The organism is Citrobacter sp. BIDMC107 (genome assembly GCF_001037575.1).
GTDB lineage: Bacteria > Pseudomonadota > Gammaproteobacteria > Enterobacterales > Enterobacteriaceae > Citrobacter > Citrobacter freundii.
This window is the reverse complement of sequence record NZ_KQ089848.1, coordinates 1,494,057-1,508,271: the sequence shown is the minus strand read 5'-3', so window position 1 is coordinate 1,508,271 and position 14,215 is coordinate 1,494,057. Positions and strand designations below refer to the sequence as shown.

Here is a 14,215-nt window from a genome sequence, read left to right as displayed (position 1 = left end):
ACAGGAATACTATGAGTCTGAATTTCCTTGATTTTGAACAGCCGATTGCAGAGCTGGAAGCAAAAATCGATTCTTTGACTGCGGTTAGCCGTCAGGATGAGAAACTGGATATTAACATCGATGAAGAAGTGCATCGTCTGCGTGAAAAAAGCGTAGAACTGACGCGTAAAATCTTCGCCGATCTTGGCGCATGGCAGGTAGCCCAACTGGCGCGCCATCCACAGCGTCCGTACACCCTGGATTATGTCCGCCTGGCGTTTGATGAATTTGATGAGCTGGCGGGCGATCGAGCCTATGCGGATGATAAAGCTATTGTCGGCGGTATCGCGCGTCTGGATGGCCGTCCGGTGATGATCATTGGTCATCAGAAAGGCCGTGAGACCAAAGAAAAGATTCGCCGTAATTTCGGCATGCCAGCGCCGGAAGGCTATCGCAAAGCGCTGCGCCTGATGGAAATGGCCGAGCGCTTCAACATGCCGATCATTACCTTCATCGACACCCCAGGGGCTTACCCGGGCGTGGGCGCGGAAGAACGTGGTCAGTCAGAAGCGATTGCGCGCAACCTGCGTGAAATGTCGCGTCTGAGCGTACCGGTAATCTGCACCGTTATCGGTGAAGGTGGTTCCGGCGGCGCGCTGGCGATCGGCGTAGGCGATAAAGTGAATATGCTGCAATACAGCACCTATTCCGTTATCTCCCCGGAAGGTTGTGCTTCCATTCTGTGGAAAAGCGCCGACAAAGCGCCGCTGGCCGCAGAAGCAATGGGAATTATCGCGCCGCGTCTGAAAGAGCTGAAGCTGATTGACTCTATCATCCCGGAACCGCTGGGCGGCGCGCACCGCAACCCTGAAGTAATGGCTGCGTCCCTGAAGGCACAGCTGCTGGCCGATCTCGCCGATCTCGACGTGTTAAGCAAAGATGATCTGAAAAACCGTCGTTACCAGCGTCTGATGAGCTACGGTTACGCGTAAACTGCATTAATTCTGAAAAGGGCCACAATGCTGTGGCCCTTTTTTTTACCTGTGGTTTGGCCAGGCTATGATTAACTAAGGTTTTTCCAGGAGGAACGCATGAATATCATTGCCATCATGGGACCGCATGGCGTCTTTTATAAAGATGAGCCCATCAAGGAACTTGAAAGTGCGCTGCAGCAGCAGGGGTTTCAGATTATCTGGCCGCAGAATAGCGTCGACCTGCTGAAGTTTATCGAACATAACCCGCGAATTTGCGGCGTCATTTTTGACTGGGATGAATACAGTCTGGAACTGTGCAGCGACATCAACCAGCTCAACGAATATCTCCCGCTCTACGCCTTTATTAATACCCATTCGACGATGGATGTCAGTGCGCACGACCTGCGCATGGCGCTGTGGTTTTTTGAGTATGCGCTGGGTCAGTCTGAAGACATTGCCACCCGCATCCGCCAGTACACCAGCGAATACCTCGATAACATCACGCCTCCTTTTACCAAAGCGCTGTTTACCTATGTGAAGGAAGGGAAGTATACCTTCTGCACGCCTGGGCACATGGCGGGAACGGCGTACCAGAAAAGTCCGGTCGGCTGCCTGTTCTATGATTTCTTTGGCGGCAATACGCTGAAAGCCGACGTGTCCATTTCCGTAACCGAACTGGGCTCATTGCTTGATCATACCGGTCCGCACCTGGAAGCGGAGGAGTATATCGCGCGTACTTTTGGTGCCGAGCAGAGCTATATGGTGACCAACGGCACCTCGACATCGAACAAGATTGTCGGTATGTATGCTGCACCTGCAGGCAGTACGCTCCTGATTGACCGCAACTGCCATAAGTCACTGGCGCATTTGCTGATGATGAGTGATGTGGTGCCAATCTGGCTGAAGCCTACGCGTAACGCGCTGGGGATCCTCGGCGGTATACCCCGTCGGGAATTTACCCACGCAAGCATTGAACGCAAAGTTGAGGAAACCAATCAGGCGCAATGGCCGGTCCACGCGGTGATCACCAACTCCACCTATGATGGCCTGTTGTATAACACCAACTGGATCAAACAAACGCTGGATGTGCCCTCCATCCATTTTGATTCAGCCTGGGTGCCGTATACCCATTTTCATCCGATCTATCAGGGGAAAAGCGGGATGAGCGGCGAACGGGTACCGGGAAAGGTGATTTTTGAAACCCAGTCCACCCACAAGATGCTGGCGGCGTTGTCACAGGCTTCGCTGATCCACATTAAGGGCGACTATGATGAAGACACGTTCAACGAAGCCTTTATGATGCACACCTCTACGTCTCCGAGCTATCCGATAGTGGCGTCGATAGAAACGGCGGCGGCAATGCTGCGTGGCAATTCAGGCAAGCGGTTAATCAATCGTTCGGTGGAACGGGCGCTGCATTTCCGTAAAGAAGTGCAACGTCTGCGTGAAGAGTCGGATGGTTGGTTCTTTGATATCTGGCAGCCGGAAAAGGTAGATGAAGCAGAGTGCTGGCCGGTAGCGCCAGGTGAAGACTGGCACGGATTTGTTGATGCTGATGCCGACCACATGTTCCTTGACCCGGTGAAGGTCACGATTTTGACGCCGGGAATGGATGAACAGGGAAATATGAGCGAAGAGGGGATCCCCGCGGCGCTGGTGGCGAAATTCCTTGATGAACGCGGTGTCGTAGTCGAGAAGACGGGACCGTATAACCTGTTGTTCCTGTTCAGCATTGGTATTGATAAAACCCGGGCGATGGGGCTGCTACGTGGCCTGACGGAATTTAAGCGCTCGTACGATCTGAATTTACGTGTGAAAAATATGCTGCCGGATCTATATGCTGAAGATCCCGATTTCTATCGCAATATGCGTATTCAGGATCTGGCGCAGGGGATCCATCAGTTGATCCGCCAGCATGATCTCTCCGGGTTGATGCTGCGGGCATTTGATACCTTGCCGGAAATGAAAATGACGCCGCACCAGGCCTGGCAGCGGCAGATCAAAGGTGAGGTCGAAACGGTAGCACTTGATCAACTGGTGGGGCGCGTTTCTGCCAATATGATCCTGCCTTATCCTCCCGGTGTGCCGCTTTTGATGCCCGGGGAAATGATCACTGCCAAAAGCCGGGCTGTCCTCGATTTTCTTCTGATGCTGTGCTCGGTAGGGCAGCGCTACCCTGGATTTGAAACCGATATCCATGGCGCTAAACTGGGCGAGGATGGCCTGTATCGCGTGAGAGTCTTAAAAATGGCATAACGACTTGCCTGACCCCAAGACGTTCGAGTAACGTTCTGACAGAAAAATGAAAGAGGCGATGACGCTATGCTGGGATTAAAACAGGTTCACCATATTGCCATTATTGCGACAGACTACGCGGCGAGTAAGGCATTTTACTGCGATGTGCTTGGCTTTACACTGATGAGCGAAGCCTATCGGGAAGAGAGAGACTCGTGGAAAGGCGATCTGGCATTGAACGGCCAGTATGTGATTGAGCTTTTTTCTTTCCCGTTTCCACCTTGCCGTCCGAGCCGACCGGAAGCCTGTGGTTTGCGTCATCTGGCGTTCAGCGTAGATGACGTGGAAAAGGCGATAATTCATCTGGAAAGCCATGATGTGAAATGCGAGCCGGTACGAATCGATCCGTTTACCGGCAAACGTTTTACGTTTTTTAACGATCCGGACGGATTACCCCTCGAACTGTACGAGCTGTAAGGCTTGTCATTGTGGTGTTAGCCCGGTAACGTGCCGGGCAATGCCATTGTAAGTAACCATCATGACGACACTCACGCTGAACACTTCGCTGCTGAATTCTCAATCGATTCTGGTCGCCTTTAGCGGCGGGCTGGATTCCACCGTATTGCTGCATCAGTTGGTGCAGTGGCGAGAGCTGCATCCTGATGTTGCTTTACGCGCAATCCACATTCATCACGGATTAAGCCCACACGCAGACAGTTGGGTACAGCACTGTGAGTCGGTATGCGCGCAGTGGCAGGTGTCGCTGGTGGTTGAGCGGGTACACCTTGAGGATGATGGTCTGGGCATCGAAGCCCAGGCGCGACGCGCGCGCTATCAGGCGTTTGCGCAGACCTTACTACCGGGCGAGGTGCTGATGACAGCACAGCATCTCGATGACCAGTGTGAAACCTTTCTGCTGGCGCTTAAACGCGGCAGTGGTCCTGCCGGACTTTCCGCCATGGGGGAAAGCTCTCCGTTTGCCGGAACCCAGCTGATTCGACCGCTGCTGGCGCAAACGCGAGAGGCGCTTGAAGCATGGGCACGGCAGCATGAATTATGCTGGATTGAAGATGAAAGCAATCAGGATGATACCTACGATCGCAATTTCCTCAGATTGCGCGTTACCCCATTGCTCCAACAGCGCTGGCCGCACTTCGCGCAAGCCGTTGCCCGCAGCGCTGCGCTGTGCGCTGAGCAGGAGAGTTTACTGGATGAACTGCTGGCCAGCGATTTAGCCGATTGCATCACATCCCGTGGAACACTGTTACTGACGCCATTAATGATGATGAGTGGCGTGCGTCGTGCCGCGCTGCTTCGTCGCTGGCTGGCGGGGTTAAATGCGCCGATGCCTTCCCGTGATGGGCTGGAACGTATCTGGCAGGAAGTGGCGCTGGCGCGGGAAGACGCGTCACCAAGTTTTCGCCTCGGGGAGTACGAGGTCCGTCGTTATCAGTCACAGCTGTGGTGGGTGAAGTCAGTCGATGGGCAAAGCGAAACTGTTATCCCGTGGTTAGAGTGGAAAACACCGTTGACGCTGCCTGCCGGATTGGGTTCGGTTCAGTTAATCTCTGCGGGTGATTTGCGCTTGCCACAAGCGGACGAAGTCGTCAGTATCCGTTTTAAAGCGCCAGGGTTATTGCATATTGTCGGGCGTAACGGCGGACGGAAATTAAAGAAAATCTGGCAGGAGCAGGGGATCCCGCCCTGGCGACGAGATACCACACCGCTGCTGTTTTACGGCGAAACGTTGATTTCGGCTGCGGGTGTTTTCGTGACGCGTGAGGGGACGGCAGAAGGTGAAGAAGGCGTAAGTCTGGTATGGCATGCCTGATGGCGCTGCGCTTATCAGGCCTACGTTTCACATGGAAAGTAGGCCGGATAAGGCGAAAAAAGTTAAGATTCGCTGACCACCACGGTACCGATCTGCGGGTGGCTGAAGCTGGCAATTTTGTCGAGACGAAGCTCCCGGGTTTCACCTGCGACATCTGCGACCAGATACTCCACGTTTTTGCGTGAAACCAGGTCGTTCGCTTTCGCCTGCAAAACTTCGCCATCTTTTAGCGCCAGCGTCAGTAACAAATGGTGCTGGCAGGCGAGTTCAAGATTGTCGTAATCATCGCAGTTGATGGGTTGATACGTTTCATTCATTGACATAATCGCTCACCAGTAAGTTCGCGGCAGCATACGCCGCTTTTTCCCTGACCGACTCTGGAAGGGCGCTGTCTGCCGCCACTTCATTAAGCACCTTCAATACGCAACCCAGCGCATCCGGGATATACCCTAAGTCTCCGCTGGCGATTTCCGCGTACCGCTTGCGTATTAACTCACAATATTTTTCCACATGCCCTCCTGTCAGCACTCTGACTTAACCGTGGATGCAAGTCTAAGCCTACGAAGATAAACTCTGTTTAGCAAGGTGACTATACCATACTCATTCAAGCAATATCAGCGCCTTGATAGTGGAGCAGTTAGCAGCCTTTTGCCGCAGTTTTCGCTACAATGTGCGCCTGATTCGAAAGGAGTTCTCTCATGGCGCTTAAAGCGACAATTTATAAAGCCGTCGTCAACGTAGCGGATCTTGACCGCAACCAGTTCCTTGACGCGGCCTTGACGCTGGCGCGTCACCCCTCTGAAACCCAGGAGCGCATGATGTTGCGCCTGCTGGCCTGGATCAAATATGCCGATGAACGGCTGCAGTTCACGCGTGGTCTGAGTGCGGAAGACGAGCCTGAAGCATGGCTGCGTAACGACCATCTGGGTATCGATCTCTGGATTGAGCTGGGTCTGCCGGATGAGCGCCGTATTAAAAAAGCCTGTACCCAATCTGGAGAGGTTGCCCTGTTTGCTTACAACAGCCGTGCGGCTCAGATCTGGTGGCAGCAAAATCAGAACAAGTGCGCGCAGTTTAAAAATCTGACCGTGTGGTATCTGGATGATGAGCAACTGGCGCAACTGAGTGATTTCGCAGGTCGTACAATGGCGCTGCAGGCAACTATCCAGGACGGTGCTATCTGGCTGTCTGACTCTCAGAACAATCTGGAAATTCATCTGACCGCGTGGCAGCCGCGTTCATGATTGTTATCTCCCGAAACGTCTCTATCCCTGATAATGAGCTGGAAATCACGGCGATTCGGGCGCAGGGCGCGGGCGGTCAGCACGTTAACAAGACCTCGACGGCTATCCATTTGCGCTTTGACATTCGGGCCTCTGGCCTGCCAGAGTATTACAAGGAACGTTTGCTTGCCGCCAGCCATCATCTGATTAGCGGTGATGGCGTTATTATCATTAAGGCGCAGGAATACCGTAGCCAGGAACTTAATCGGGAAGCGGCAATCTCCCGGCTGGTAGCGGTGATAAAAGAATTAACCGCAGTGCAAAAAAGCCGACAGGCAACTCGCCCTACACGCGCCTCGAAAGAGCGCAGGTTGTCATCGAAGGCGCAAAAATCCACAGTGAAAGCACTGCGTGGGAGAGTTCGTCGAACGCAAGACTGACGAGCGGGAATAAAAATTTATAAGGAATTGATAGTGAAAACAGCAATATTGTCCGTAGTCGCTGCATGCACGCTTTTTTCCTTGATCGGCTGTAATAACCGTACTGAAGTTGAAGTACTACAGCCGACGCGGGCGGCAGAATTAAAACCGATGCAGCAAAGCTGGCGTGGCATCTTACCTTGTGCGGACTGTGAAGGGATTGAAACCTCTCTGTTTCTGGAAAAAGACGGTACATGGGTGATGAACGAACGTTATCAGGGCGTGCGGGATGAACCGTCTTCGTTTGCCTCTTATGGCACATGGGCGCGCACTGCCGACAAGCTGGTGCTGACCGACAGCAAAGGTGAAAAGTCGTACTACCGGGCTAAAGGCGAGGCGCTGGAAATGCTCGATCGTGAAGGTAACCCGATTGAGTCACAGTTTAACTACACGCTCCAGCCAGTTTCCGCCAGCTTACCGGTGACGCCAATGCCGATGCGAGGCATGTATTTCTATATGGCTGACGCGGCAATCTTTACCGACTGCGCAACGGGTAAACGGATGCCGGTGGCGAATAATGCTCAGCTTGAACGTGACTATTTAGCTGCGCGTGCGGAAAACGGACAGTCCGTATTGCTGACGCTTGAGGCGCATTTCACGCTGGAGTCAAACCCGGATACGGGTGAGAAAGTGAAAACGTTGATGGCGGATAAAGACGCGAAATTTATCCCCGGTAAAGCGTGTAATTAATCGATAGAAAAAAGGCCCTGATAATCAGGGCCTTTTTGTTGGTATTAGCCTTTAATGGCTTTGACCAGGAAGTCGACGATGTCGCCGGTTTTAATCAGCTCTTTCTCGCCGTTACGACGGTATTTGTATTCGATATCGTCGTTGTCGAGGTTACGGTCGCCCAGCACGATAGTGTGCGGAATACCGATCAGTTCCATATCGGCAAACATCACGCCCGGACGCTCTTTACGGTCGTCCATCAGCACTTCAATGCCCTGAGCGCGCAGCTCAGCGTACAGTTTTTCAGCCAGTTCCTGCACGCGGTAGGACTTGTGCATGTTCATCGGCAAAATCGCGACCTGGAACGGGGCAATGGCGTCTGGCCATACGATGCCGCGATCGTCATAGTTCTGTTCGATAGCAGCAGCAACCACGCGAGTGACCCCGATACCGTAGCAACCCATGGTCAGGATCTGGTTACGACCATCTTCGCCCTGTACGGCGGCTTTCATCGCTTCAGAGTACTTGGTACCCAACTGGAAGATGTGGCCGACTTCGATACCGCGTTTGATCATCAGCGTACCTTTGCCGTCCGGGCTCGGGTCGCCGGCGACCACGTTACGGATATCTGCAACTTCCGGGGTAACTACGTCGCGATCCCAGTTGATACCGAAATAGTGTTTACCGTCGATGTTGGCACCGGCAGCGAAATCGCTCATTACTGCGACGGTACGGTCGATAACCACCGGAATCGGCATATTCACCGGACCGAGCGAGCCTGGACCTGCTTTTACCAACGCACGAATTTCTTCTTCGGTGGCAAAGGTCAGCGGGCTGGCAACCTGCGGCAGTTTTTCCGCTTTGACTTCGTTCAGCTCGTGATCGCCACGAACCAGCAGGGCGACCAGCGGGTAGCTGCTGCCTTCAACCGCTTTCACCAGCAGGGTTTTCACGGTTTTTTCGATAGGCAGGTTGAACTGCTCAACCAGTTCTGCGATGGTTTTGGCGTTCGGAGTATCAACCAGCGTCATTTCCTGAGTTGCTGCTGCGCGCGGCTCTTTCGGCGCAACGGCTTCGGCGAATTCGATGTTCGCCGCATAATCGGAGGAGTCGGAGAAGATCACATCGTCTTCGCCGCTCTGTGCCAGCACCTGGAATTCGTGAGAGGCGCTGCCGCCAATAGAACCGGTATCCGCTTGTACTGCACGGAAATCCAGCCCCATACGGCTGAAAATTTTGCTGTACGCAGCGTACATCGCATCGTAGGTTTCCTGCAGGGATTCCTGAGAGGTGTGGAAAGAGTAGGCATCTTTCATCAGGAATTCGCGGGAACGCATCACGCCGAAGCGCGGACGGACTTCGTCACGGAATTTGGTCTGGATCTGATAGAAGTTCAGCGGCAGTTGTTTGTAAGAGCTCAGCTCGTTACGGATCAGGTCGGTGATCACTTCTTCATGCGTTGGGCCGAGGACGAACGAACGATCGCCACGGTCAGCAATACGCAGCAGTTCCGGGCCGTATTGTTCCCAACGGCCACTCTCTTCCCACAGTTCAGAAGGCTGAACGACCGGCATCAACACCTCGATCGCACCGGCGTTGTTCATCTCTTCACGCACGATATTTTCGACTTTTTTCAGGACGCGCACGCCGGTCGGCAGCCAGGTATATAACCCGGAGGCCAGCTTGCGGATCATCCCGGCGCGCAGCATCAGCTGGTGGCTGATGACTTCGGCGTCGGCAGGTGTCTCCTTCAGAGTGGAGAGCAGATATTGGCTAGTACGCATGTTGTTACGGTTCCAGTTGAACGATCGAACAGGCTCAAAACGAGCCTGGCACAAAACAAAAGTGGTTTAGTTTACCAGCGAGAAAGGGATGTCAAAAGAGTACGCGACGCAAATTAGCGGGCCTCCAGAGCAAAGACCTCAAATCCTGACGGTGTGACGCGCCAGCGGACGTTAAAGTCCAGCAGCCAGACGGCGTAGGTTTTGCCTTCTTCCTCATTTTTACGGTAGGCAGGACGCGGATCCTGCGCCAGCACTTCGGTAATAAACTGACGAAGACGCGGGTAACGTTGTTCGAGCTTCAGTAGCTGCTCCGCGAGATCTTCACTGAACGTCACCTCGACGCTGGCCTGAGGTGCGTCCTGGGCATAGCTGGCACGAGCATCAGGCAGCGATTCGGCAAACGGCAGATACGGCTTAATATCCACTACTGGCGTTCCGTCAACAAGGTCCAGTCCACCGAGTTCGAGGATTACGTGCTCTTTATGGCAGCGGATGCCCCGCAGCTCAACCAACGACATGCCAACAGGGTTAGGACGAAACGTTGAACGTGTGGCAAAGACACCCATTCTGGCGTTGCCACCAAGACGGGGAGGGCGCACGGTCGGACGCCATCCACCTTCCATTGTCTGGTGAAAAACAAAAATCACCCACAAATGACTGAAGGCTTCCAGGCCGCGAATAGCATCGGCCTGGTTATAAGGTGCGAGCAAATGCAGTTCACCGCAGGCGCTTTTCACCAGACCTGGCTGGCGTGGAACGGCGAACTTTTCTTTATATGGTGAGCGGATAACGCCTATTTGCTCGAACTGAAAATGGCTCATTTCGCCGAAATGTTCAGTGCAGAACCGATGCAAACCGCCTGACGATAGCAACCCGGCGTTCCACTGGTCACTTCGCAACTGTGCAGCAATACCGCATTAGCTTTCATTTTTGATGCATTAATCTGCATGCGTTTGCGCGCGGTTGGAATGCTCGGAGGGGAATCCTGGTTGGATGCCTGGCAGGATTCACCGCTAACTTCGCCAAGATCGCGGAACGGCTTGCCTACTAAATCTTCAGCGTTAGTAATGATTCTTACCGGCGTCGCGCGCGGTGCTTTCGGTTTTTCCGGCTCCGCTTTCGGCGGGGTTGCGGTGCTTTGAACGGGTTCAACAGGGGATCTGCTTAACATAGAACAGCCGCTCAGCAAGAGTGCTACTAAACAGATCGGTAAAGCACGCATAATATTTCCTCAATGAATGATCTAAACGTCAGATATTGAATCAGGTGCTTGCATAAATGACAAGACGGGCAAGCGCCCGTCCTGATGATATTACATATTCTGTAAACAGCCTAAAATTACCAGCCCTTAACAGCACCGCCGTTGAAGACTTTGTTTGCTGCTTCGTACACTTCATCAGACTGGTATGCCTGAACGAATTTCTTCACGTTCTCAGCATCTTTGTTGTCTTCACGAGTCACGATCAGGTTTACGTACGGAGAATCTTTATCTTCAACAAAGATACCGTCTTTTGCCGGGGTCAGGCCGATCTGGCTGGCGTAGGTGGTGTTGATGACCGCCAGTGCGATTTGAGCATCGTCCAGAGAACGCGGCAGCTGCGGCGCTTCCAGTTCAACCAGCTTCAGGTTTTTCGGGTTTTCAATCACGTCCAGCGCGGTCGGCAGCAGGCCAACACCGTCTTTCAGCTTGATTAAGCCCACTTTTTGCAGCAGCAGCAAGGAACGGCCAAGGTTAGTCGGGTCGTTTGGAATCGCGACCTGTGAACCGTCCTGCAGCTCATCCAGTGATTTGATTTTTTTGGAATACCCCGCAATCGGGTAAACAAAAGTATTGCCTACAGCAACCAGCTTGTAACCGCGATCTTTGATCTGCTGATCCAGGTACGGTTTGTGCTGGAAGGCGTTAGCATCGATATCGCCTTTGCTCAGCGCTTCGTTAGGCAGAACGTAATCGTTAAACGTGACCAGCTCAACGTCCAGACCGTATTTTTCTTTAGCTACTTTCTGCGCGACTTCTGCAACCTGCTGCTCTGCGCCAACAATAACGCCCACTTTGATGTGATTAGGATCTTTTTCATCCTGACCGCAACCCACAAGTGCCAGAGAACCGATCAGGGCTCCAACTGCCGCAAAGGTTTTGAATTTGAACGCCATGCTTATTTCCTTTTCTTAATGAGTTTTTAGTGTTGTGTGCAACGTTATTTGTGCGTGACAGCCCGGACGATGCGATCGCCGGATAACTGAATTAAATAAACCAGAACGACGAGCAATACCAGTACTGTATTCATTACTGTAGCGTTGTAACCAATATAGCCGTACTGATAACCAATCTGTCCAAGACCACCGGCACCGACGGCACCGCCCATCGCGGAGTAACCAACCAGCGTGATAAGGGTGATGGTGGCCGCATTGACCAGTCCTGGCAGCGCTTCTGGTAGTAATACCTTACGTACAATTTGCAGCGGCGTGGCGCCCATCGCACGAGAGGCTTCTATTAGCCCGGTCGGGATTTCGAGCAGCGCGTTTTCCACCATACGGGCGATAAACGGCGCGGCGCCGACGGTCAGCGGGACGATAGCGGCCTGCAGTCCGATAGAGGTGCCTACGATCATGCGGGTGAACGGAATCATCCACACCAATAAGATGATGAACGGGATGGAACGGAAAATGTTCACCAGCGCAGAGAGCGTACGGTAGAGCTTCGCGTTCTCAATGATTTGCCCCGGACGCGTTACGTACAGCAACACGCCAACCGGCAGACCGATCACAAAACCAAAAAAACCGGACACAAAGGTCATTGCCAGCGTTTCCCATACGCCGCGAACCAGCAGCCACATCATCGGCTCAGACATAACCCAGTACCTCTACTTTTACATGGTGTTCCTGCAACCAGTTGATGGCTGCTTGTGTATCTTCCTGTGTGCCGTGCATTTCAGTCAGCATGATGCCGAATTTCACACCGCCGGCGTAATCCATCTGCGCGCTAATAATGTTGTTATTAACGTTAAAGCGACGGGCCGTCTCAGAAAGTAGCGGCGCATCGACCGAATGACCGGTGAATTCCATACGCAACATCGGCACACTGTCTGCTTCTGGCTCGGCTTTTAACCGTTCCAGATAATCTTCCGGGATATCCAGGTGCAGCGTGGACTGGATAAATTTCTGTGCCAGCGGCGTTTTCGGGTGTGAGAACACTTCGCTGACGGTGTCTTGCTCAATCAGTTCACCATTACTGATGACTGCCACGCAGTCACAAATACGTTTTACAACGTCCATCTCGTGGGTAATCAGCAGAATGGTGAGTCCCAGACGACGGTTAATGTCTTTCAATAATTCAAGAATCGAGCGGGTCGTTGCCGGATCGAGTGCGCTGGTGGCTTCATCGCACAGCAACACTTTGGGATTGCTTGCCAGCGCACGGGCGATCGCCACACGCTGTTTTTGTCCACCGGAAAGATTGGCCGGGTAGCTATCGTGCTTGTCACCAAGACCAACCAAATCCAACAGTTCTGTTACACGGCGTTTGATCTCTTCTTTTGGCGTGTTATCCAGTTCCAGCGGCAGCGCGACGTTGCCAAACACGGTGCGGGAAGAGAGCAGGTTAAAGTGTTGGAAAATCATGCCGATTTGACGGCGAGCTTTGGTCAGTTCTGACTCAGAAAGCGTCGTGAGTTCCTGACCGCCGACCTGAACGCTGCCTTCGGTTGGGCGTTCAAGTAAGTTAACGCAGCGGATGAGCGTACTTTTACCGGCACCGGAGGCGCCAATAACGCCATAAATCTGCCCGGCAGGAACATGCAGGCTGACGTTATTTAACGCCTGAATGGTGCGAGTCCCCTGCTGGAACACTTTGGTGATATTCGAAAGTTTAATCATTGGTTATTTATTATCGTAATTAAGTTAGCCGTGGCATTTTCGTCTGTCAGGTACGGTCGAAGCCGTCAACAAGATGGATGTTAAGGCATCCAGACGTCTAAATCAATCAGGCTTTGCGCGATGAGCACTTTCTTGCCCGCTGAAACATGCGATACTAGAGCCACATGCCTTATTCAGGAGCTATAAAAGGTGGCAAAGTCTGTACCCGCAATTTTTCTCGACCGTGACGGTACCATTAATGTGGACCACGGTTATGTACATGAGATCGACGAGTTTGAGTTTATCGACGGCGTTATTGATGCCATGCGTGAACTTAAAAAGATGGGTTACGCGCTCATTATTGTGACGAACCAGTCTGGTATCGCGCGTGGTAAATTTACTGAGGCGCAGTTTGAAACGTTGACCGAATGGATGGACTGGTCGCTGGCCGATCGCGATGTTGAGCTGGATGGCATCTACTACTGCCCGCATCACCCACAGGGCACCGTGGAAGAGTATCGTCAGGTCTGCGACTGTCGTAAACCGCATCCTGGCATGTTTATCTCCGCCCGAGACTTCTTGCACATCGATATGGCCGCTTCTTATATGGTAGGCGACAAAATTGAAGATATGCAGGCGGCGGCAGCTGCAAATGTTGGCACGAAGGTATTGGTGCGCACAGGCAAACCCGTCACGCCGGAAGCAGAAAATGCGGCAGATTTAGTCATAAATAGTCTGGCAGACCTGCCAATGGCGATAAAAAAGCAGCAAAAGTAAGCGTTGTGGGTAAAAGGTGAGCGGTTGAAACAAAAATGCATTTTTCCGCTTGTCTTCCTGAGTCGACTCCCTATAATGCGCCTCCATCGACACGGCGGATGTGAATCACTTCACACAAACAGCCGGCTCGGTTGAAGAGAAAAACCTGAAAATGAGGGTTGACTCTGAAAGAGGAAAGCGTAATATACGCCACCTCGCGACAGAGCGCTAAAGCGCGTCGCAACTGCTCTTTAACAATTTATCAGACAATCTGTGTGGGCACTCGAAGATACGGATTCTTAACGTCGCAAGACGAAAAATGAATACCAAGTCTCTGAGTGAACATACGTAATTCATTACGAAGTTTAATTCACGAGCATCAAACTTAAATTGAAGAGTTTGATCATGGCTCAGATTGAACGCTGGCGGC

The 14,215-nt window shown here is 52.6% G+C and carries 16 protein-coding genes; 8 read left to right on the top strand and 8 right to left on the bottom strand.

Going from position 1 to position 14,215, the window contains the following annotated elements; all coding sequences use genetic code 11:
- The first annotated feature begins 11 nt into the window (after positions 1–11).
- The 4 genes from accA (at position 12) to tilS (ending at position 5,019) form a co-directional block, all read left to right on the top strand.
- Positions 12–971, top strand: a complete 960-nt coding sequence (accA, locus tag SK39_RS07085) for an acetyl-CoA carboxylase carboxyl transferase subunit alpha (RefSeq protein WP_003018513.1) — start codon at positions 12–14, stop codon at positions 969–971.
- Positions 972–1,070: 99 nt separating this feature from the next.
- Positions 1,071–3,209 (top strand): lysine decarboxylase LdcC, encoded by a 2,139-nt coding sequence (ldcC, locus tag SK39_RS07080; RefSeq protein ID WP_044714943.1) that lies wholly within the window; start codon positions 1,071–1,073, stop codon positions 3,207–3,209.
- A gap of 66 nt (positions 3,210–3,275) precedes the next feature.
- Positions 3,276–3,665, top strand: coding sequence for a VOC family protein (locus SK39_RS07075; protein ID WP_003018507.1), 390 nt, complete (start codon positions 3,276–3,278; stop codon positions 3,663–3,665).
- Positions 3,666–3,726: 61 nt separating this feature from the next.
- Positions 3,727–5,019 carry a tRNA lysidine(34) synthetase TilS gene (tilS, locus tag SK39_RS07070; RefSeq protein WP_048216824.1) on the top strand — a complete coding sequence of 431 codons (1,293 nt, stop codon included), beginning with the start codon at positions 3,727–3,729 and terminating at the stop codon, positions 5,017–5,019.
- A gap of 62 nt (positions 5,020–5,081) precedes the next feature.
- On the opposite strand, the gene rof is transcribed toward tilS, so the two are convergent.
- Together rof and SK39_RS07060 are read right to left on the bottom strand one after the other, a co-directional pair.
- Positions 5,082–5,342: a Rho-binding antiterminator gene (rof, locus tag SK39_RS07065; protein ID WP_003018503.1), complete on the bottom strand. Its 261-nt coding sequence runs from the start codon at positions 5,340–5,342 to the stop codon at positions 5,082–5,084.
- Positions 5,329–5,529, bottom strand: a complete 201-nt coding sequence (locus SK39_RS07060; RefSeq protein ID WP_003018499.1) for a YaeP family protein — start codon at positions 5,527–5,529, stop codon at positions 5,329–5,331. The genes rof and SK39_RS07060 overlap by 14 nt, the downstream gene beginning before the upstream one ends.
- Before the next feature lie 188 nt (positions 5,530–5,717).
- Between SK39_RS07060 and SK39_RS07055 the strand changes: the two genes are divergently transcribed.
- From SK39_RS07055 to nlpE, 3 genes are read left to right on the top strand one after another with little or no spacing between them, the layout of a single operon-like run.
- On the top strand, positions 5,718–6,263 hold the full coding sequence (locus tag SK39_RS07055; protein ID WP_003018497.1) for a YaeQ family protein: 546 nt from the start codon (positions 5,718–5,720) through the stop codon (positions 6,261–6,263).
- The gene (arfB, locus tag SK39_RS07050; RefSeq protein ID WP_003018489.1) at positions 6,260–6,682 is read left to right on the top strand and encodes an alternative ribosome rescue aminoacyl-tRNA hydrolase ArfB; all 423 of its coding nucleotides are present in this window, start codon (positions 6,260–6,262) and stop codon (positions 6,680–6,682) included. The genes SK39_RS07055 and arfB overlap by 4 nt, the downstream gene beginning before the upstream one ends.
- Before the next feature lie 30 nt (positions 6,683–6,712).
- On the top strand, positions 6,713–7,411 hold the full coding sequence (nlpE, locus tag SK39_RS07045) for an envelope stress response activation lipoprotein NlpE (RefSeq protein ID WP_085951559.1): 699 nt from the start codon (positions 6,713–6,715) through the stop codon (positions 7,409–7,411).
- Between the two features lie 44 nt (positions 7,412–7,455).
- Here the strand turns inward: nlpE and proS are convergent, their stop codons facing one another.
- From proS to metN, 6 genes are all read right to left on the bottom strand, one after another.
- Positions 7,456–9,174 (bottom strand): proline--tRNA ligase, encoded by a 1,719-nt coding sequence (proS, locus tag SK39_RS07040; RefSeq protein ID WP_016149584.1) that lies wholly within the window; start codon positions 9,172–9,174, stop codon positions 7,456–7,458.
- 113 nt (positions 9,175–9,287) lie between these two features.
- Entirely contained in the window at positions 9,288–9,995 is a 708-nt protein-coding gene (tsaA, locus tag SK39_RS07035; protein WP_044714949.1) for a tRNA (N6-threonylcarbamoyladenosine(37)-N6)-methyltransferase TrmO, read from the bottom strand.
- A complete protein-coding gene (gene rcsF, locus SK39_RS07030; protein ID WP_003018477.1) occupies positions 9,992–10,396 on the bottom strand; it encodes an Rcs stress response system protein RcsF in 405 nt (134 codons plus the stop codon). The genes tsaA and rcsF overlap by 4 nt, the downstream gene beginning before the upstream one ends.
- Before the next feature lie 116 nt (positions 10,397–10,512).
- Positions 10,513–11,328: a methionine ABC transporter substrate-binding lipoprotein MetQ gene (metQ, locus tag SK39_RS07025; RefSeq protein ID WP_003018474.1), complete on the bottom strand. Its 816-nt coding sequence runs from the start codon at positions 11,326–11,328 to the stop codon at positions 10,513–10,515.
- 44 nt (positions 11,329–11,372) lie between these two features.
- Positions 11,373–12,026, bottom strand: a complete 654-nt coding sequence (locus tag SK39_RS07020; protein WP_003018471.1) for a methionine ABC transporter permease MetI — start codon at positions 12,024–12,026, stop codon at positions 11,373–11,375.
- On the bottom strand, positions 12,019–13,050 hold the full coding sequence (gene metN / locus SK39_RS07015) for a methionine ABC transporter ATP-binding protein MetN (protein WP_003018468.1): 1,032 nt from the start codon (positions 13,048–13,050) through the stop codon (positions 12,019–12,021). The genes SK39_RS07020 and metN overlap by 8 nt, the downstream gene beginning before the upstream one ends.
- A gap of 189 nt (positions 13,051–13,239) precedes the next feature.
- Here metN and gmhB point away from each other — a divergent pair, with 189 nt between their 5' ends.
- Positions 13,240–13,806, top strand: a complete 567-nt coding sequence (gmhB, locus tag SK39_RS07010; RefSeq protein WP_003829138.1) for a D-glycero-beta-D-manno-heptose 1,7-bisphosphate 7-phosphatase — start codon at positions 13,240–13,242, stop codon at positions 13,804–13,806.
- The last annotated feature ends 409 nt before the right edge of the window (positions 13,807–14,215 follow it).